Origin of the sequence: Streptomyces violaceorubidus, from assembly GCF_000717995.1 — a bacterium.
Lineage (GTDB): Bacteria > Actinomycetota > Actinomycetes > Streptomycetales > Streptomycetaceae > Streptomyces > Streptomyces violaceorubidus.
Genome location: NZ_JODM01000001.1, coordinates 753,889 through 773,642 on the forward strand (window position 1 = coordinate 753,889; position 19,754 = coordinate 773,642).

Genomic DNA, 19,754 nt, shown 5'->3' on the forward strand with positions numbered 1-19,754 from the left:
GGGTGAGCCGTAGGACACGGGACCTCTGTCGACGCTCCAGCGCTCGTACCACTGAGGGTCCCCCTCCGGATTCCGTACGCAGCATGGCGTACGGCAGGGAGGGCTGTCGGGTCGGAGCCGATCGGGCCACCGACCGGGCATCCTCATGCGTGCGGCCCGACGACGATGTCACGTACCCGTACGTCACATACTCGGCAGGCGCATTACCACCATACCCCGGAATCGCGCACACGCGATGGCCGATTTGCTCACGTAGTCGTCGTCACACTGACTGACCAGGGACTTACCACCGCCGAAGAGCGGGCTATTGTGCGCTGCATGACGAGCTCTGACAAGCCTGGCACCGCCGCAGACGCCCCCGCCGAGACCGCCGAGATCGCCGAAACCGCGGGTACCGCCGGAGCCACGCCGGTCGCCGCCCGCGACTGGGCGACGGCCGCGTCCGACCCGCAGTACCGTGCCGCGGTCGTGGACCTGCTCGGCGCGCTCGCGTACGGCGAGCTGGCGGCGTTCGAGCGGCTCGCGGAGGACGCCAAGCTGGCGCCCACGCTGGCGGACAAGGCGGAGCTGGCGAAGATGGCCTCGGCGGAGTTCCACCACTTCGAGCGGCTGCGCGACCGGCTGGCCGAGATCGGCGAGGAGCCCACGGGCGCCATGGAGCCCTTCGTGGCCGCCTACGACGGCTTCCACCGGCAGACGGACCCCTCGGACTGGCTGGAGGGCCTCGTCAAGGCCTACGTCGGCGACTCCATCGCCAGCGACTTCTACCGCGAGGTCGCCGCCCGTCTGGACACGGACACCCGCGAGCTGGTCCTGGCCGTGCTCGACGACACCGGGCACGCCGGCTTCGCCGTGGAGAAGGTGCGCGCCGCGATCGACGCCGACCCGCGCGTGGGCGGGCGGCTCGCCCTGTGGGCGCGACGGCTCATGGGCGAGGCGCTCTCGCAGTCCCAGCGGGTGGTGGCCGACCGGGACGCGCTGTCGACGATGCTCGTGGGCGGGGTCGCCGACGGCTTCGACCTGGCCGAGGTCGGCAAGATGTTCTCCCGGATCACCGAGGCGCACACCAAGCGGATGGCCGCGCTGGGGCTGGCCGCCTGACCCGCCTCGACGCTGCCCCGTCGCGATGGGCGGCTGCCTCTCTGGCGGCTGCCTCTCAGGCGGCCGCCGAGCTGCGCCGCAGGCGTCCCGCGGGGCGCAGCAGCAGCGACAGCGAGGCCGCGGAGAGCGTCGCCGCCCCCAGCAGCACCAGCACGAACCCCCCGGCGCCCAGCGCCGTGTGCGTGACGAACGCCCCGAACAGGGCCCCGGCGACGCCGGTCGGCAGGACCAGGAGCGGGGCGGGCAGGCGGTGGGGCAGACGGTGCGCGGCGGCCCATGCGAGGGCGAGGCCGAGGAGTGCGGCGCAGAGCGCTTCCAAGATCATGTCGGGGTCCCTCCCACGCGGCCGGCCTGCCCCAAACGGTCACAGCCGACTTACCCCTGACCTGCGGAACGCAATCCTCCCCCTGTGGGTGAACCGTGCTCCGCCCGTGAACGGGGCGGGAGGGGAGCGGCAGGGAAGTAGGAACGGAACCGGGCACACGGGTGGGGCCCGGCGGTGTGTCACCGCCGGGCCCCACCCGTACCTCGTTCGCAGTCCCGCGTCCGCCGGCTACAGCGCGCCGAAGCCCACCTTGCGCGGAGTCGGCTCACCGATCTCGATGTAGGCGAGCCGGTCGGCCGGCACCAGGACCTTGCGGCCGTGTTCGTCCACGAGGCTCAGCAGCTGCGACTTGCCGGCCAGTGCCTCGCCCACCACGCGCTCGACCTCCTCGGCGCTCTGACCGCTCTCCAGAACGATCTCGCGGGGCGCGTGCTGCACGCCGATCTTGACCTCCACGGCTATGTCCCTCCGACGGTCAGTAAGTGCGCGATCTTCCGCGCCGTACCAGCACACATTAGCCCGGTGAGGGGACGTACACGCTGCGCCGGAGAACGCCAGGAGCGAACAGCCGGCGGGAACACGACCCGCGCCGCGGCGGTCAGTGCTGCTCGATGCCGTGCAACGGGAAGCCGGCGATGCCGCGCCAGGCCAGCGAGGTCAGCAGCTGGACCGCCTGGTCGCGGGGCACACTGCGGTCGCTGTGCAGCCAGGAGCGCGCCACCACCTGCGCGAGGCCGCCCAGGCCGGAGGCCAGCAGCATCGACTCCGCGCGCGAGAGGCCCGTGTCCTCGGCGATGACGTCGCAGATCGCCTCAGCGCACTCGTTCGTCACCTTGTCCACGCGCTCGCGCACGGCGGGCTCGTTGGTCAGGTCCGACTCGAAGACCAGGCGGAAGGCGCCGCCGTCGTCCTCGACGTAGGCGAAGTAGGCGTCCATCGTCGCCCGGACGCGCTGCTTGTTGTCCGAGGTCGACGCGAGCGCGCTGCGCACGGACTGGATCAGCGCCTCGCAGTGCTGGTCCAGCAGGGCGAGGTACAGGTCGAGCTTGCCCGGGAAGTGCTGGTACAGCACCGGCTTGCTGACACCGGCGCGCTCGGCGATGTCGTCCATCGCGGCCGCGTGGTAGCCCTGGGCCACGAACACTTCCTGTGCGGCGCCCAGCAGCTGGTTGCGTCGGGCTCGGCGGGGAAGGCGTGTGCCCCGCGGGCGTACCGCCTCTGTCTGCTCGATGGCTGTCACGCCGCCTCCCATAGTCGTCCTCGTGCGGTGTGCGCCGCGTCGACATCGTACTTTTCGGTAACCGTGGTGTGTGTGCTGCGAGCGCAGAATTTCACGGACCGGACGGTGGCGAAAGCTGCACAACAGGTTTCAAAAGGGCTTGGACCGGGCAAAAATCGGCCTCCCTTCCGGGCGGTGGATCCGCTCCGCCGCCTGGTGGCGCGTCGCGTCTCCGCCGTTCGACGGTCCCCGCCGTTCAGCGGTAGTCGTCCTCGTCGTGCGAGACGACCCGGGCCTGCTCGGCCAGGTCGGCCTCGTTGGCGCGGTCCGGCTCGACGCCGGTCAGCGGTTCGTCGCGCTCCTGCCCGAGGTCCGCCCGCTGCTCGGCGGCGTCGGCGTCGGGCGCCTCCACGTCGCGGTCCTCCGGATCCGGTGCCTGTGCCTCGTCCTCGAAGGTCTCGGGGTCGGTCGGGTCGACGGTCATGCTGGGCTCCCTTTCCACTTTCCTGCGGACGTCCCCGGGATGCAGGGCTCACACGCGGGTGCCCACTTCACGAGCGTAGGAGACACCCGATCCGGACGCCATGCGTCGCCGGTCCCGGTCCTGGGTGCGGGGTCCTGCGTGTGCGGTCCTCCGTGTCGTGCCCCCGCGTCCCGCCCCCCCCGTCTCCGGTACTGCGGGCAGGTCCTGGCGCCGGGGGCGGGCGCCGACGGCATCCGTACCCCGTCGACGTGCCGCCGCAGCACCGCTTGTGACGGCGAACACATGAGCCACCGCGTGATCGTCTCGTAACATTGCCGCATGCCTTCGACCGAGCCGCCGTCCGTGCCGCCCGCCAACGTGCTGCCGAAGGTCGCGGCCGTCAAGGACGCGGACGGGGAGCAGCTCAGGTCGGTCCACCTCCCCGGCATCACCCTGACGGTGCGGTCGAGGCGGCCCGCCCGCGAAGGACTGCCGCCCGCCCTCTACGTCCACGGCCTCGGCGGCTCCTCGCAGAACTGGTCGGCGCTCATGCCGCTGCTGGACGGCGTCGTCCACAGCGAGGCCGTCGACCTGCCCGGCTTCGGCGAGTCCCCGCCGCCGGACGACGGCGACTACTCGATCACCGGCCACGCGCGCGCGGTCCTGCGCTACCTCGACGCGTCCGGGCGCGGTCCGGTGCACCTGTTCGGGAACTCGCTCGGCGGCGCCGTCGTCACCCGCGTCGCCGCGGCGCGCCCCGACCTGGTGCGGACGCTGACCCTCGTGTCGCCCGCGCTGCCGGAAATCCGCGTGCAGCGCTCCGCCGTACCGACGGGACTGCTGGCGCTGCCGGGGATGGTGTCGCTGTTCAGCAGGCTCACCCAGGAGTGGACGGCGGAGCAGCGGGTGCGCGGCATAACCGCGCTCTGCTACGGCGACCCCGGGAGGGTGAGCGAGGAGGGCTTCCGCAATGCCGTCGAGGAGATGGAGCGGCGGCTGCAACTGCCGTACTTCTGGGACGCGATGGCGCGCTCCGCACGGGGAATCGTCAACGCGTACACGCTCGGCGGCCAGCACGCGCTGTGGCGACAGGCCGAGCGGGTTCTCGCACCCACGCTCCTGGTCTACGGTGGACGGGACCAACTCGTCGGCTACCGCATGGCCCAGCGGGCCGCGCGCGCCTTCCGCGACTCCCGGCTGCTGACCCTGCCGGACGCGGGACACGTGGCGATGATGGAGTACCCGGAGACCGTGGCCACGGCGTTCCGTGAACTCCTCGCCGACACGGCGGACTCGGCGGACACGGTGGACACCGGGAAGTCGGCGAGTGGCGAGAGCACCGACGGGGCCGCGGACAGCGAGCCCGCCAACCAGACCACAGGAGGCTGAGGCGCGACGTGGGACGCCACAGCCGCCGCGGGCCCGCCCCCAAGGCAGATGCCGCGGACGCCGCCGCAACACCCGACAACCGGTCCGGGCTGCCCGACCCGCGCCGGACGAGCGGGCCGCCGCGGGAACCGCAGGGCCCGTACCGGCCGCAGGGGGCCGACGGGACGCCCCGCGAGGCGGTGCCGGGCGACACCCCGGGCCTCCGTCAGGGGCACGCGGGCCCCGGCCCCGGACCGGGTCGTGGCCCGGGCGCTCGGTTCCCGGACGGCACGCCGGCCCACGGCTTCCCCCGGGCGGCGGACGGCACGCCCGCGCGGGGCGTGCCGAGGTTCCCCGACGGCACCCCGGCCAACGGCGTTCCCAGGTATCCCGACGGCACCCCGGCGCACGGTGTGCCGCGGGTCCGGGGTGGCCATCCCGAGCAGCGGGAACCCGGCGGGGGCTGGGGCGAGTTGGGCGGGCGGCCCGGCGCCGGGCACGGGCCGGCGGGGTCGACGGGTCCGGCTGGGCCGACTGGTCCGGCTGGGCCGACTGGTCCGACTGGTCCGACGGCTGGACCGCGTACCGGGGCCCCCGCGTCTTGGGCGTCCTTGGCCCCGTCGTCGCCGTCCGGGCCGCCCTCGACCTTCCCGAGGCAGCGGCAGGCGCCGGCGCAGAGGCCGCGGCAGGACTACCTGGACGCCTTCGGGGCGGACGACGACGTCTTCGCGGCCCGCTCCCCGCGGCGCGCTCCCGGTGCGTCGCGGCCCGCCGACCCGTACGCCTCCGTCACCGACTGGAGCGCCGTCGACGGAGGCGGTGCCGGAGGCGCCGGGGACGGTGGCCTTTCCGGCGGCGCGGGTGCGGACGCCGACGACCAACCGCCGACGGGCGAACCCGCACCGGTCAAGGGCGCCAAGGGCCGGGCCTTCACCGGCATCGCGGCGGCCGCCGTCACCACCGTGCTGGCCGTAATCGTGGCCGGTCAGGTCGCCGACGGTGCAAACGGGGGCGACACGCGCGCACAGTCCGCCACCGACCAGGCCCGGGGCGCCCACGACCCGGCGTCACGGGACGACACCCGCCCGACGCCCTCCGTGTCCCAGGCCGCGAAGCCGCTGACGTACGAGCAGAAGATGGGCAGGACCTATCCGCTCGGCGCCACCCTCAAGGCCTCGGGGAAGTTCGACGCGGTCCCGGGCATCGCCAAGGGGCCCGGGAGGGGGCAGAAGTACACCTACCGCGTGGACGTCGAGCAGGGGCTCGGCCTCGACGGCGCGCTCTTCGCCGAGGCCGTGCAGAAGACGCTCAACGACGACCGGAGCTGGGCCCACAACGGCGCCCGCAGCTTCGAGCGCATCGAATCCGGGCAGCCCGACTTCGTCATCACCCTGGCCAGCCCCGGCACCACCGCCGAGTGGTGTGCCAAGTCCGGCCTGGACACCACCGAGGACAACGTGTCCTGCGACTCGGCCGCCACCCAGCGGGTGATGATCAACGCCTACCGCTGGGCCCAGGGGGCGGCGCCGTACGGTGACGCGATCCACGCGTACCGGCAGATGCTGATCAACCACGAGGTCGGTCACCGCATCGGCTACAACCACGTCTCCTGCGACAAGGACGGCGAACTCGCACCGGTCATGCAGCAGCAGACCAAGTTCGTCGACCACGACGGAATCGACTGCCGCCCCAACGCCTGGGCGTATCCGAACGGCTGACCGGGCAGGCCCGGGTCAGGGCGCCACGCACAGTGACTCCTTGATCCCTTAGCGCGACCGAACGCGCCTCGCACGGGAAAGTTACGACCGTTCACCCCTTTTGGTGGCGCGATGGACAACCGTCCATCGCGCCACCTCCTTGTCCGCATACGTTCTTCCCGCTGCGAGCCGCCGGGCCAACGGCGGCTCCCCAAACGGGAGATCGGGGGTGCGCGCGTGCGCATCGGACTGCTTACGGAGGGTGGCTATCCGTATGTGAGCGGTGAGGCCGGACTCTGGTGCGACCGGCTCGTACGCGGCCTGGAGCGGCACGAGTTCGACATCTACGCGCTCAGCCGGAGCGAGCGCGAGGAGGCCGCGGGCTGGGTCCCGCTGCCGCCGCAGGTCGGCCGGGTGCGCACCGCCCCGCTGTGGGAATCCGTGGACGACGGAATCGTCCACGGACGGCGCGCGCGCCGGCGCTTCGCCGAGTGCTACGGCGAGTTGGCCACGGCCCTGTGCGCCGGGGGCCCCGGGATGGCCTCCGGGGGGCCGGAGGGAGAGCCTGAAGGGCAGTCGGCCCTTGAGGCGGACCGTTTCGCCAGTGCGCTGTACGGCCTTGCCGACCTCGCCCGCGACGAAGGCGGACTGCCCGGCGCACTCCGCTCGGAGACCGCCGTACGCGCTCTGGAACGCGCCTGTCGCGCGCCCGGCGCCCACCGCTCCGCGCGCGAGGCGCGGGTCCCCGATCTGCTGACCGTCGCCGCGCGCCTGGAGCGCGCCCTGCGCCCCCTGTCCCTCGACTGGTACGAGGACGACGACCTCGGCTCGGTGGACCTGTGCCACGCGGCCTCCGGCGGTACGGCCGCCCTTCCGGGCCTGCTCGCCCGGCACTTCTGCGACGTGCCGCTGCTGGTGACCGAGTACGGCGTGCGGCTGCGGACGCACTACCTGACGGAACCCGATTCCTCGCCCGCGATACGGTCGCTGCTCGCCGCCTTCCACGGCCGGCTGGCCGCCGAGACCTACCGGCGCGCGGCCGTGATCACCCCCGGCAACACGCACGCCCGGCGCTGGCAGGAGCGCTGTGGCGCCGACCGCGCCAAGCTGCGCACGGTCCACCCCGGCATGGACGCGGCCCCGTTCGCCGAGGCGGGGGAGTCCCCTGAGTGCGCCGACCCGCAGACCATCGTCTGGGTCGGCCGTGTCGAGCCGGCCAAGGACCTGGTCTCGCTGCTGCACGCCTTCGCCGAGATCCGCAGGGCGGAGCCCGGCTCGCGGCTCAGGATCGTCGGAGCGCCCTCGGGCCCCGAGGGCGCCGCCTACCTGGCCCACTGCAAGGCGCTGGCCGCGCAGCTGTTCCCCGACGAGGCCGACGGTCCGCACTCCGTCGGCCGAAACCCGGTCTCCTTCGAGGAGACCGGCGGTCCCGAGCTCCCCTCCCGCGCCGACGCGTACGCCTCGGGCGCCCTGGTGGTGCTCTCCAGCGTCGTCGAAGGCTTCCCGGCCGGGCTCGTCGAGGCCATGTTCTGCGGCCGCGCGACGGTGTCCACGGACGTCGGCGCGGTGGTGGAGGCCATCGGCGGCACCGGGCTCGTCGTGCCCCCGCGCAATCCGCGGGCGCTCGCCGAGGCATGCGTCGCGCTGCTGCGCGATCCGGAGCGTCGCGACCGGCTGGGCGCCGCCGCCCGCGCCCGGGCACTGGAGCTGTTCACCGTCGAGCAGAACATCGCGGCATTTCACGGCATTTACCTGGAGATCCTCTCGCGCGCACCGGCACGCCGCGTCCTTCTCGACGACACCGGCGCACCTCTGCCCTTCGGCGTCCCCGCCGAGGCCCACGTCCCCGGTCGCTGGAGCCACCCGACGGCCCGTGTCGTGGCCAGGGGAGGTCCCGGAACGGCCCGGAGCAGCCCCGGTTGGGCGACGGAGACCCATCCGGTCCGGGCGAGCACGTCCGTTTCGGCGGGCGAGGGGGCGGTCCGATGAGCGGCCTCGGTGAACTGGACCGGCCCGAGACCCCGCGCAGCCCGGGCGCCTGGGACGAACGCTCACGGTCCTCCCTGGCCGACGGGGCCGACGGTATTGGCGGGGCCGGCGGCGCCGATGCGGCCCTCGACGCGCGGGAGGGTGAGGGGGGCGGTGGGCGCCCGTTGGCGTTCGGGGGCCCGGTGGAGGGCCGGAGCCCGGAGGAGGGCGTGCGGCCTCGTGGAGAGGCGGCCGGTCGTCCCGATGCGAGTCGTGAAGGCGCGGATCGTCCAGGTGCGGGTCGTGAAGGTGCCAGATGTGAAGGTGCCAGATGTGAAGGTGCCAGACGTGAAGGTGCCAGTCGTGAAGGTGCGGGTCGGGCAGTGGGTGTCGCCGTCGGGGAGGCGCGCGACGGCAGCAGGCAGTCACCGTCCGCGTCCGCCGTACGCCGTTCCGCCGCGGACCCCGTGAAGGGGTTGCTGCACCGGCACCGCGAACTGTGCGAACGCGCCGTAGACCCACTGGAGATCGCGGCGGGCCTGGAGGCACACGGTGTCACCGACCGGACCGCCGCGCGCTTCCGTCACCGTGACGTGTTCTCCCTCGCGGAGGAGATGTACGCCCGTGTCCCGCGCGACCGCGACACCTCTGCGCCCGCCGAGGACACGCCTGCCCCCCGGCCGCGCGGACCACGCGCCGCCGGGGTGGTGCTCGCCCTGTTGCCCGGTGCGCTGTGCGCCGCCGCCGCGGCCGGACTGCGCCTGACCGAGGGCCGACCGCGCCTGATCGTGGCCGTCGTCGGCGTCCTCGCGGTGTCCCTGGCCCTGGGGGCGGCATTGCGGCGCGGGCCGCTGAGCGCCGCCACGCGCACCACCAGCACCTGGACCTGCTGGCTCGTCGGCTACGCCCTCCTCGGCGACGGACTCCTGAACGCCGCCGTCAGCGGTGGTCCCGACGGTCTGCCCGACGGCACCGCCGACGGTCCCTGGCCCGTCACCGTCGTCCCCGTCCTGGCGCTCGCGCTGTCCTACGCCCCCGCGGCCGGGTGCGCCCACCTCTTCGCCGCGGGCGCCCGCGGCAAGCTGACGTCCAGCCGGGGCCTGGCCGACTTCTCCGCCGCCGTACGCCCCCTGCTGGTCGGGGCGTTCGCCCTGTACCTGGGGGCCCTCGCGGGTCTGCTCGCGCTGACCGGCGCCGTACTCGGAGAGCCCGCCGGGCTCTCCGAGGGCCTCGGCCTCGGGGCCCTGCTGCTGCTTGCCCGGCTGCTCATCGTGCACGGACACGCCCACGCCCCCACGCTCGTCCTCTCCGCCGCGGCCGCCGCGGAGGCGGTCGCGGCGGCCACGCTCTTCGCCGGCCGCCTCCCCGGCTGCGGCTTCCTGGCCGCCCCCGTGGAGGCCCTGATCGCCGTCTGGGGCCCGGCCGGTGTCCCGACGGCCGTCTGCGGCCTCGGCGCCCTGGCCCTCCTGGTCCACGCGTGTCGCCGCCTGACCAGGGCGTCGGCCCACGCCTCGACGGGACGAACGCGGTGAGCGCGCGCCCGGACAGCCCTTCGCACGCCCCCCAACACCCTCGCATCACCCTTGAAGGAGCCCCCAGATGACCACCTCCCGACCCGACGCCTCGGCACCGGGAGCCGCCCGATGAGAGTCCTGCTGATCGGAGCCAACGGCTACATCGGCCGCTTCGTCGCCGACCGTCTGCTCGCCGACCCCGCCGTCCAGCTCACCGCCCTCGGCCGGGGCGACGACGCCGACGTCCGCTTCGACCTCGCCACCGGAAGCCCCGGCGCCCTCACCCGCTTCCTCGACGCGGTCCATCCCGGAGTGGTCGTCAACTGCGCGGGCGCCACCCGGGGCGGCGCCCGCGAACTCACCCGGCACAACACCGTCGCCGTCGCCACCGTCTGCGAAGCCCTGCGCCGCAGCGGCTGCGGCGCCCGCCTGGTGCAGGTCGGCTGCAGCGCCGAGTACGGCCCCAGCCAGCCCGGCTCCTCGACCGCGGAGGACGCCGTGCCCCGCCCCGGCGGCCCCTACGGCGTCAGCAAACTCGCCGCGACCGAACTCGTCCTCGGCTCCGGTCTTGACGCCGTCGTCCTGCGGGTCTTCTCGCCCGCGGGGCCCGGCACGCCCGCCGGTTCCCCGCTGGGCCGGCTCGCCGAGGCGATGCGCCGGGCGATGCAGTCCGGCGACGGCGAGCTGCGGCTCGGCGGTCTCGGCGCCCAGCGGGACTTCATCGACGTCCGTGACGTCGCCCGCGCGGTGCACGCCGCCTCGCTCTCCGCCGCCCAGGGCGTCATCAACATCGGCTCCGGCCGCGCCGTCCGGCTGCGCGACGCCGCCGCCACCCTCGCCCGGGTCGCCGGGTACGGCGGCTCCCTGCACGAACTCGACGGCCCTCCGGGCGCGCTGCGGCCCACCATCGGCCACCCCCGTACGGAGTCCGTCGGCCACCGCGTCGACGCCCTCGGTCACCACCGGACCGACGCCCTCGGCCATCACCGCCCGGACCCCCTCGCAAGCCGGGGCGAGCGCGCCGACTCCGAGCACCCGGCACCGGCCCCCCACCCGTACCCCGACGGCTGCGGCAGCTGGCAGCAGGCCGACGTGCGCACCGCACGCGACCGGCTCGGCTGGCGGCCCCGGATCGCCCTCGAAGAGTCCCTCGCCGACATCTGGATGGAGGCGGCATGTCGTATCTGACCAGCGCCAGGGCAGGCGTCGCGAGCACCGGCGTCCGCACCGGTCTCGGTGTCCCGGGGCTGGCCCACCCACTCGTCGCTCCCGACGAGTGGGCCGCTCTCACCCGGCCGGGCACCCCGCTGCACTGGGTCGTCCTCAACATCGACGACGGTCCCGGGGCGCACCCGGATCCGCGGTGCCTGGAGGCCGCCGGGCGCCTGCGCAACGCCGGCGTCCGCGTCCTCGGCCACCTCGACACCGCGTACGGCGCCCGGGGCTTCGGCGAGCAGATCTCCGACGCCCACCGGTACCTCGACTGGTACCAGGTCGACGGATTCCTCCTCGCCCGTTGCCCGTCCGACCGGGCCGCCCTCCCCGAGGTCCGCCGCACGGTCACCACCCTCCGGACGATCCGTGACGCTGCCCACATCGTCCTCGGCCACGGCACCCATCCCTGCCCCGGCTACGCCGAGAACGCCGACCAGCTCGTCACCTTTTCGGGCACCTGGGCCGACTACCGGTGGTCCCAGGCGGCCGAGTGGAGCGCGGACTATCCGCCCGAGCGTTTCTGCCACTTCGTGCACGGCCTGCCGCGCGGGCACATGGAGGAAGCGCTGCGCATCGCCCGGTGGCAGGGAGCCGCGACGATCTGCTTCACCGACCGCACGGACGGCGGTGGCCGAGCCGACACCTGGGAGACGATGCCCGGCTACTGGGACGAAATCGTCTCGCGAGTCGGGACGGGTGTCTCGGAATGAAAAAGGCCGTGGCAGTGTTACTTGCAGAACAACCGTAATCACTGACCGACCAACGGAGTCCCCGTGTCGCTGCCACCCCTGGTCGAGCCGGCCGCCGAGCTCACCGTAGACGAGGTCCGCAGGTACTCCCGCCACCTGATCATCCCCGACGTGGGGATGGACGGGCAGAAGCGGCTGAAGAACGCCAAGGTGCTCGCCGTGGGCGCGGGCGGCCTCGGCTCGCCGACCCTGATGTACCTGGCGGCAGCCGGTGTCGGCACGCTCGGCATCATCGAGTTCGACGAGGTCGACGAGTCGAACCTGCAGCGGCAGATCATCCACAGCCAGGCCGACATCGGCCGGCCCAAGGCCGAGTCCGCCCGTGACACGGTCAAGGGCATCAACCCGTACGTGGACGTGGTCCTTCACCAGGAGCGGCTCGAGGCCGACAACGTGATGGACATCTTCAGCCAGTACGACCTGATCGTCGACGGTACGGACAACTTCGCGACCCGCTACCTGGTCAACGATGCCTGCGTGCTGCTGAACAAGCCCTACGTCTGGGGCTCGATCTACCGCTTCGACGGCCAGGCCTCCGTCTTCTGGTCCGAGCACGGTCCCTGCTACCGCTGCCTCTACCCGGAGCCCCCGCCCCCCGGCATGGTCCCCTCCTGCGCCGAGGGCGGCGTGCTGGGCGTGCTGTGCGCGTCCATCGGCTCCATCCAGACCAACGAGGCCATCAAGCTCCTCGCGGGCATCGGCGAGCCGCTGGTCGGCCGCCTGATGATCTACGACGCCCTGGAGATGACGTACCGCCAGGTCAGGGTCCGCAAGGACCCGAACTGCGCGGTCTGCGGCGAGAACCCGACCGTCACCGAGCTCATCGACTACGAGGCCTTCTGCGGCGTCGTGTCCGAGGAGGCCCAGGCGGCGGCAGCCGACTCCACGATCACTCCCAAGCAGCTCAAGGAGTGGATCGACGACGGCGAGAACATCGAACTCATCGACGTCCGCGAGCCGAACGAGTTCGAGATCGTCTCCATCCCGGGCGCCCGGCTGATCCCGAAGAACGAGTTCCTCATGGGCTCGGCCCTGGAGAGCCTTCCGCAGGACAAGAAGATCGTCTTGAACTGCAAGACGGGTGTCCGCAGTGCGGAAGTCCTCGCGGTCCTCAAGTCCGCCGGCTTCTCGGACGCCGTCCACGTCGGCGGCGGCGTGATCGGCTGGGTCAACCAGATCGAGCCGGAGAAGCCCGTCTACTGACCGGTCCCCGGACCCGCTTCCCGGACGGCGGGGGTTTCGCGCACCGTGGGTGCTCGAAGCCCCCGCCGCCGTCATGAGCAGACCTTGCCGTCCTTCGGTACCGTCCCCTTCAACAGGTAGGCGTCCACCGCGGAGTCGACACAGTCGCTCCCGCTCCCGTACGCGCCGTGTCCCTCGCCCTTCCAGGTCAGCACCACGCCGACGTCCTTGCCCAGCTCGTCCGCCATTCTGCGGGCGCCCTCGTAGGGCGTGGCCGGGTCGCCCGTGTTGCCGACGACCAGGATCGGGGCCGCGCCGGGTGCGCTCACCTCCGGCGTCTCGTGCTGACCGGCCACCGGCCAGTCGTGGCACCATCCGGCGGTGTCCCAGCCGAGGAACGCGCCGAAGACGGGCGAGACCTTCTCGAACCTCGGCAGCAGCTTCTTCGTCTCCTCCGCGGTCGGCCGCTGCTTGTCGTCCAGGCACGATATGACCCGTTGCGAGTGGGTCGTCGTGCCGTAGCGCCCCGAGGGGTCACGCTCGTTGTAGCCGTCGGCGAGCGCCAGCAGCTCCGAGCCGTCGCCCTCCTCGGCCGCCTCCAGCGCACTGGTCAGGGACGGCCAGCCGCTCTCGCTGTACAGCGGCAGCACGATCCCGGTCAGCGCGAGGGTCTGCGTCAGCTTGCGTCCCGACGACGAGGTCGGCAGCGGCTCCGCGTCCAGGCGCTCCAGCAGGTCGGCGATCTTCCGGGACCCCTCCGCGGGATCCTGGCCGGTCGACTTCAGGTAGTCGTCCAGCGCGCGCTGGAAGCCCCTGGCCTGGTTCTCGGCGTGGCCCATCGTGTCGGCACCCGGGTCGACCACGGCGTCCAGGATCACGCGTCCCACGTGCTGGGGGAACAGGTGGGCGTAGACGCCGCCGAGTTCGGTGCCGTAGGAGATGCCGAAGTAGTGCATCTTCTCGTCGCCCAGGACGTGCCGCATCAGGTCCATGTCGCGAGCGGTGTCCGTGGTCGAGACGTGCTCCATGAGCTTGCCGGCGGCCTTCTGGCAGCCCTTGCCGAAGTCCGCGGCGTCCTTCAGGTAGGCCTGCTCCTCGGCCGGGGTGTCCGGCGTGGAGTCCACCGACTCGGCGGCCTCGATCGCCTCGTCGGTGCGGCAGCGGACGCCCTCGCTGGCGGCCACCCCTCGCGGGTCCCAGCTCACCAGGTCGTACCGCTCGTGCAAGGAGGAGACGGTGTCGGCGTAGGACGGCATCGTGGAGACGCCGGAACCGCCGGGGCCGCCGAAGTTGAACAGCAGGGAGCCGATGCGGTCGTCCCCGCTGGCCCGGGACCGGATCAGCGCGAGGTCGATCGTCTCGCCGTCCGGGTCGGACCAGTCCAGCGGTGCCTTGAGCGTGGCGCATCGCCAGTCGCCGTCCGGAGCCGGGGCGTCGGCGGTGCCCTTGCAACGGGCCCAGTCCAGCGTCTGGGACGCCAGCTCTTCCGGCACTCCGGACGGGGCCGTCGCCGAAGGCGCCGCGCTGCTCCTGCCCCCGTCGTCCTTGTCCTTGTCGGACGAGCCGCCGCCGCACCCCGCTGTCAGCAGTGCGGCGGCGGCCGTCAGAGCCGTCCACCGGACGAGACGCGCCATGTCCTCTCCCCCCTGGCAAGCCGTCCGCGCCGTGCGGCGGATGGCGTTCCTGCCATGGTAGGTGGCGCGGGCAGCGCCTGCCGACGCCTGTGGATAACGCTCTGACCTGCCGGTTCGCCCGACCCGTCGTGCCGTCCCCGATCAGGAGCACACGGTTTTGGCCGCCGGCACCCTGCCGTCGAGCAGATAGCCGTGCACGGCGTCCTGCACGCACCGGTTCTTGCTGTCGTAGGCACCGTGCCCCTGGCCCTTGTAGGTCAGCTCCACGCCGACGCCCTTGCCGAGCGCGTCCACCATCCTCCCGGCGCCCTCGTAGGGCGTCGCGGGGTCGCCGGTGTTGCCGATCACCAGGATCGGGGGTGCCCCCGGGGCGCTGACGTCCGGGTGGTCCGCGGCTCCGGCGACCGGCCAGTCGGTGCAGCTGAGCATGGACCAGGCGAGGTAGTCGCCGAACACCTCGGAGGCGTCCCGGAACTCGGGCAGCTTGCCCTGCACGTACGCGGAGTCGTACCGGGGTTTGTCGTCGGCGCAGTTGATGGCGACGTTCGCCGCAGTGATGTTGCTGTACTCGCCGTCCTCGTTGCGCCCGTTCAACGCGTCCGACAGCACCATGAGGACCCGCCCGTCCCCGTCGTAGGCCTGTTGCAGGCCCTCGGTGAGGTACTCCCAGAAGTCCTTCGAGTACAGCGCCTGGGCGATGCCGCCGGTCGCGGCGGTCTCCGTGAGTTCGCGGGGGAAGACGCCGGGGATCGGTTTGCGGTCGAGCTGCTTCAGCAGCCGGGCGATGCGCGCCTTGACGTCCTCGGCCGTGTCCCCGACGGGGCAGTCCTCGGTCTTCGACACACAGTCCTCGGCGAAGTTGTCGAGCGCCAGCTGGAACCCCTTGGCCTGGCCCAGAGAGCTCTGTTCCGCGGTCTGCGTCGGGTCGACCACCGCGTCGAAGACGGCCCGTCCCACGTGCTCGGGGAAGAGGTGGGCGTAGACGCCGCCGAGTTCGGTGCCGTAGGAGATGCCGAAGTAGTGCAGCTTCTCGTCGCCGAGTACCTGGCGCATCAGATCCATGTCGCGGGCGGCGTCGGTCGTGCGCACCTGCGGAAGGATCTTCTTCGAGTGCTTCTCGCAGGCCGCGTTGAACTCCTGCGTGTTGTCCACCAGCTCGGTGCGCTCGGCCTGGTCGTCGGGGGTGGCGTCCTGCTGGAAATAGGCGTCGAGCTGTTTGTCGTCCAGGCACTCCACCGGGTCGCTGCGTCCGACGCCGCGCGGATCGAAGCTGACCAGGTCGTAGCGGGTGCGCAGTTTCGCGTAGTCCTGGCCGAAGGCGGGCAGCGTGGTGACGCCCGAGCCGCCCGGCCCGCCGAAGTTGAAGACGAGCGAGCCGATCCGCCGGTCCGCAGCGCCGCTGGCCCGGGCGCGAATCAGCGCGAGGCCGATCGTGTCGCCCTTGGGGTCGCCCCAGTCGAGGGGGGCCTTCATGGTGGCGCACTGCCACTGGTCGCCGTCCGGCAGCGGGGAGGGCGCCGCGCCACCTCCCTCGGCCTCGGACGGTGCCGGGCAGTCCTTCCAGTCCAGTTTCTGGGCCGTCAGGTCCTCGTCGTCCTCCTGCGACCCGCCGCCGCAGCCCGCCAGCAGGACGGACAGCACGAGTGCGGTGGCGGTCAGGGCGGCGGCGCGCAGCCGGGTGGGATTCGGCATGCGTCCATCGTGCGGTCGAGGGAGAGCACGTGCTCGGGGCCAGGGCCGTACGGGGGACGGGGCGCCCCTCCGGGGCCGGTCACAGCGCCTCCTTGCGCGTGAGGTGGTTGAAGACCAGCCAGCCCGGCAGTACCGGCAGCCACAGGGTGAGCAGCCGGTAGAGGAGCACCGCGGGCGCGGCGACCTCCTTGGGAAGGCCGACGGCGATCAGACCGACCGTCAGCGTCGCCTCCACCGCGCCCACACCGCCCGGCGTCGGCGCGGCCGACCCCAGGGCGTTGCCCGCGAGGAAGACGACCGCGACGCTCGCCAGACTGATCGACGAGGAGTCGTCGCCGAAGGCGCGGATCGAGGCGTCCAGGCACATCACGAAACAGGCCGTGAGCAGCAGCATGCCGCCGATGCCGGTGATCAGCTTCTGCGGCCGCTGCAGCACGTCCAGCATGCGCGGCACGACCCCGGCAAAGAGCGACCGCACGCGCGTGACGACGAACTTGCGCAGGAACGGCACCGATGTCACCACGAGCACCAGGACCGCGACCGTCAGCAGACCGGCGATGACCGTGCGGGACGGCGACAGGGACGGCGTCTTCTCGGTGCCGGTCAGGTAGCCGAAGGACAGCAGCATCAGGATGTGGCAGCCGAGCCCGAACAGCTGGGACGCGCCGACACTCGCCACCGCGAGCCCGGGGCGCACGCCCGCGCGTTGCAGGAAGCGGGTGTTCAGGGCGACGCCGCCGACCGCGGCGGGGGCGACGATCTTCACGAACGATCCGGCGACCTGCGCGGCCACGGTACGCAGGAACGGCACCCTCTCGGGCACGAAACCCAGCAGGGACATGGCCGCGGCGACGTAGCTCGCGGCCGAGAACACCACGGCCGCGGCCACCCAGCCCCACTGGGCGTTCGAGATCAGGGGACCGAACTCGATGTGGGTGAGCTGCGTCAGCAGGAAGTAGGCGCCGATCGCACCGGCGATGAAGCTGATCAGGGTGCGCGGCCGCACCCGCTCCAGCCGGGCCGGCTCGACGGGGGCCTGCGGCCTGATGCGCAGCACCGCGTGGCGGATCTGGGTGAGCAGGTCCTCCTCGCGCGCCTCCTCGATGGCCTCGTCCACGGCCCTCTTCTCGGCCCGCTGCTCGGCACGTACGGCCTTCTTGTCCGGTTTGTCTGCCTGGGGTGACGTGTCGGTCTGCTCGGCCGCGGAGCTCGCGGTGTCGCCGGCAGCCGCCTCCGCGCGGGCCAGCTTGGCCTGCCGGGAGGACTCCAGCACGGCCTCGCGCTCGCGCTGCGCCCGTTCCCGCGCCAGCCTGCGCAGGGTCGCGCGGGTGGAACGGCTGAGCGCGATGGGCTGGAGCATGGGCAGACAGTCCGCCACCGCGTCGGGACCGAGGACACCCACCGCCGAGGCGACCGCGCGTTCGGCACCGACCCGCAGGCCGAGCGTCACCAGGAGCTGGGAGATGTCCATGCGCAGCAGCAGGTCTCCGGCGGCGATCTCGCCGATACGCAGGTCGGTGAGGATCACCGCGCCGGAACGATCCACCAGGATCGCGTCGCCCACCAGCCTGCGGTGCGCGATGCGCCGGGACTGCAGCGCCCGCACCTGCTCCCAGGTCTCACGCAGCAGGCCGTCGGTGATCTCGTCGTCCGCCAGCGAGTCCAGCGAGCGCCCGCCGGTGTGCTCGTAGACGAGCATCACGGCGTCGGGGCCCAGCTCCGAGGTCGCGATCAGCTTGGGGGCGTTGGCGCCGGCCGCGATCGCCGCGTAGGCGAGCAGCGCCTCCTGCTCCAGCGCCTGGCGCAGGGAGGGCAGGCTGCTGCGGGTGGCGAAGCCGCGCAGCGTCAGGTTGCGCCACGCGCGGTAGAAGAAGCCCTGTGCCTGCTGCTCGCGGTCCACCACCGTCACGTCGAGCGGCCGGCCGTCCTCCAGCGTGACGAAATAGCGGCGCCCGCGGTCACCGGTCTCGACACTGTCGGACGGCGCTTCCTGCCGGGCGGCGGTCACCGGGCGGAAGCCGACGTGCCGCAGGCCGGCCATCAGCGTCCGGCCAGTGGGCCGCACGTTCGGGGAGCCGACGGCGTACAGGGTGCCGTAGGCGACGGTCCAGCCGATGAGGACGGTCAGGATGATCGAGAACGGCGTCGTGTAACCGGTGACGAGCATCGAGAAGGCGTCGAGGAGCAGCACGACCCACAGCACCGCGCGCCAGCGGGGTCTGCGGGACATGCCGACGGCCGTCATGTACGCGATGACCGGGGCGAGGTAGCCGTGCACGGGATCGGTCAGCGCGTGTATGTCACCCGGCGACGGCTGGGTGAGCGCCTCCTGGATGGAGCCGGGAGCGGCCTTGGCGACCCACAGGTCGGTGGCGAGGGTCACACCGTGCGCCAGGACCGCCGCCAGCACGCCGTCGGCGATCCGCAGCCCGTCCCGTTTGATCAGCCGCTCGATCGCGAACGCGACGGGCACCAGGAGGATCGCGATGCTGGAGGCCAGCCCCGCGATCTTGATGAGCAGGTCGGGAGCCTGACCGGTGCCCTTGTTGATGTCCTGTTCGAGGCCCGAGGTGGTGCCGTGCGCGAAGGCGGCGATGGCCAGGAGCACGGCGACGGCGAGTACGCCCACCAGGAGGCGCACCAGGTCGGAGGGACGGTGCACGCGCGCGGGGAGCAACGGTTCGTCGCCCTCGACCTCGTCGATGTGCGCCACGTCGTCGGGGTCGGCGGCCGTCGCCGAGGGGCCCTCGGTCACCCGCTCGCCGCTCTCCCCGTCGCCCGCGTCCGTGGTGCCCGCGCGCGGGGCGGCGTCGGACGCGCGCGCGGAAGCGTCAGAGGTGCCCTCGGCGTCCTCGGGGTGCACACCCTGCTGCTCCATCGCCTCTTCTTGCTCTCGTATCACTGGTCACCGCCCGCACGATGGTGGCATGCCGCGCCGGACTCGGCAGGCATCAGGGTGCCCGTGCGGGCCGCACAGTCTGCCCGAAGCGCCGCTCGCGGGCGAGGGACGCGGGCCCTCGGGAGTGCGTCGCGTTGTCGGCGGGGTACGGCAGGATGGGGCGGATGAGCGAGCAGAGCCTTCCGGACGGGGAGCGTCCGGAACACGCGGACGCGCTGCCCGAGTACGCCGAGCGGGTCCTCGACGTGACCGAGGTGATCCCGCCGGGCCGCGTCATGACGTACGGGGACGTGGCCGAGTACCTGGAGGAGGGGGGACCCCGCCAGGTCGGCAGGGTGATGTCCCTCTACGGGGGAGGCGTTCCCTGGTGGCGTGTCGTCCGCGCGGACGGGGTCCTGCTCGCGGGACACGAGCTGGAGGCCCTCGACCGCTACCGGGAGGAGGGCACGCCCCTGAAGGAGGCGAGCAGGGCCGCCGAGGGGCACCTGCCGCGCCTCGACCTGAAGCGGGCGCGGTGGGACGGCGGTGGACGCTCGCAGGAGCACGACGGACGCGCACAGGGTCACACCTGACAGCTTCCGCCATGCGACCGACCGATGTGTGACATGTGATCCGTACGAGGTAAACCGGGCGCTTCGGGCATGTCCGTGGCATGACGTACGTTCGTGGGGCAGGGGGCGTTCGTGCCATGAGTGACCCGAGGGAAGAAGGGGAAGCGCTGCTTCCGC

Annotated in this window: 16 protein-coding genes; 9 read left to right on the top strand and 7 right to left on the bottom strand. The window is 72.7% G+C overall.

All coding sequences use genetic code 11. The features are described from left to right. The first annotated feature begins 318 nt into the window (after window positions 1-318). Complete coding sequence (locus IE94_RS0103510; RefSeq protein ID WP_030145876.1) at window positions 319-1,101, top strand: ferritin-like domain-containing protein; 783 nt, start codon at window positions 319-321, stop codon at window positions 1,099-1,101. 55 nt (window positions 1,102-1,156) lie between these two features. On the opposite strand, the gene IE94_RS0103515 is transcribed toward IE94_RS0103510, so the two are convergent. From IE94_RS0103515 to IE94_RS0103530, 4 genes are all read right to left on the bottom strand, one after another. After that, entirely contained in the window at window positions 1,157-1,426 is a 270-nt protein-coding gene (locus tag IE94_RS0103515) for a hypothetical protein (protein ID WP_030145877.1), read from the bottom strand. A gap of 228 nt (window positions 1,427-1,654) precedes the next feature. Continuing rightward, window positions 1,655-1,882 carry a DUF3107 domain-containing protein gene (locus IE94_RS0103520; protein WP_030145878.1) on the bottom strand — a complete coding sequence of 76 codons (228 nt, stop codon included), beginning with the start codon at window positions 1,880-1,882 and terminating at the stop codon, window positions 1,655-1,657. Between the two features lie 142 nt (window positions 1,883-2,024). Then, entirely contained in the window at window positions 2,025-2,666 is a 642-nt protein-coding gene (locus tag IE94_RS0103525; protein WP_003973808.1) for a TetR/AcrR family transcriptional regulator, read from the bottom strand. Between the two features lie 235 nt (window positions 2,667-2,901). Then, on the bottom strand, window positions 2,902-3,129 hold the full coding sequence (locus IE94_RS0103530) for a hypothetical protein (protein WP_030145879.1): 228 nt from the start codon (window positions 3,127-3,129) through the stop codon (window positions 2,902-2,904). 318 nt (window positions 3,130-3,447) lie between these two features. On the opposite strand from IE94_RS0103530, the gene IE94_RS0103535 reads away from it, so the two are divergent. The 7 genes from IE94_RS0103535 to moeZ all read left to right on the top strand — a co-directional run bounded on the left by IE94_RS0103535 (window position 3,448) and on the right by moeZ (window position 12,822). Next, window positions 3,448-4,497: an alpha/beta fold hydrolase gene (locus IE94_RS0103535; protein WP_030145880.1), complete on the top strand. Its 1,050-nt coding sequence runs from the start codon at window positions 3,448-3,450 to the stop codon at window positions 4,495-4,497. Between the two features lie 8 nt (window positions 4,498-4,505). Then, window positions 4,506-6,194, top strand: coding sequence for a DUF3152 domain-containing protein (locus IE94_RS0103540; protein WP_030145881.1), 1,689 nt, complete (start codon window positions 4,506-4,508; stop codon window positions 6,192-6,194). A 216-nt stretch (window positions 6,195-6,410) separates the two neighbouring features. Further along, entirely contained in the window at window positions 6,411-8,162 is a 1,752-nt protein-coding gene (locus tag IE94_RS0103545; protein WP_030145882.1) for a DUF3492 domain-containing protein, read from the top strand. After that, a complete protein-coding gene (locus IE94_RS35175) occupies window positions 8,159-9,673 on the top strand; it encodes a hypothetical protein (protein ID WP_245235161.1) in 1,515 nt (504 codons plus the stop codon). The genes IE94_RS0103545 and IE94_RS35175 overlap by 4 nt, the downstream gene beginning before the upstream one ends. A 111-nt stretch (window positions 9,674-9,784) precedes the next feature. Continuing rightward, window positions 9,785-10,843, top strand: a complete 1,059-nt coding sequence (locus IE94_RS0103555) for an SDR family oxidoreductase (protein ID WP_030145884.1) — start codon at window positions 9,785-9,787, stop codon at window positions 10,841-10,843. Then, window positions 10,831-11,580, top strand: coding sequence for a spherulation-specific family 4 protein (locus IE94_RS0103560; RefSeq protein WP_030145885.1), 750 nt, complete (start codon window positions 10,831-10,833; stop codon window positions 11,578-11,580). The genes IE94_RS0103555 and IE94_RS0103560 overlap by 13 nt, the downstream gene beginning before the upstream one ends. Window positions 11,581-11,643: 63 nt before the next feature. Further along, window positions 11,644-12,822, top strand: a complete 1,179-nt coding sequence (gene moeZ / locus IE94_RS0103565; RefSeq protein WP_030145886.1) for an adenylyltransferase/sulfurtransferase MoeZ — start codon at window positions 11,644-11,646, stop codon at window positions 12,820-12,822. Between the two features lie 71 nt (window positions 12,823-12,893). Here moeZ and IE94_RS0103570 read toward each other — a convergent pair whose 3' ends face one another. From IE94_RS0103570 to IE94_RS0103580, 3 genes are all read right to left on the bottom strand, one after another. Beyond that, the gene (locus IE94_RS0103570; RefSeq protein ID WP_030145887.1) at window positions 12,894-14,435 is read right to left on the bottom strand and encodes an alpha/beta hydrolase; all 1,542 of its coding nucleotides are present in this window, start codon (window positions 14,433-14,435) and stop codon (window positions 12,894-12,896) included. 141 nt (window positions 14,436-14,576) lie between these two features. Further along, window positions 14,577-16,127, bottom strand: coding sequence for an alpha/beta hydrolase (locus tag IE94_RS0103575; RefSeq protein ID WP_030145888.1), 1,551 nt, complete (start codon window positions 16,125-16,127; stop codon window positions 14,577-14,579). A 79-nt stretch (window positions 16,128-16,206) separates the two neighbouring features. Then, the gene (locus tag IE94_RS0103580; protein ID WP_030145889.1) at window positions 16,207-19,005 is read right to left on the bottom strand and encodes a lysylphosphatidylglycerol synthase transmembrane domain-containing protein; all 2,799 of its coding nucleotides are present in this window, start codon (window positions 19,003-19,005) and stop codon (window positions 16,207-16,209) included. 185 nt (window positions 19,006-19,190) lie between these two features. On the opposite strand from IE94_RS0103580, the gene IE94_RS0103585 reads away from it, so the two are divergent. After that, entirely contained in the window at window positions 19,191-19,598 is a 408-nt protein-coding gene (locus tag IE94_RS0103585) for an MGMT family protein (RefSeq protein WP_030145890.1), read from the top strand. Window positions 19,599-19,754: the final 156 nt, after the last annotated feature.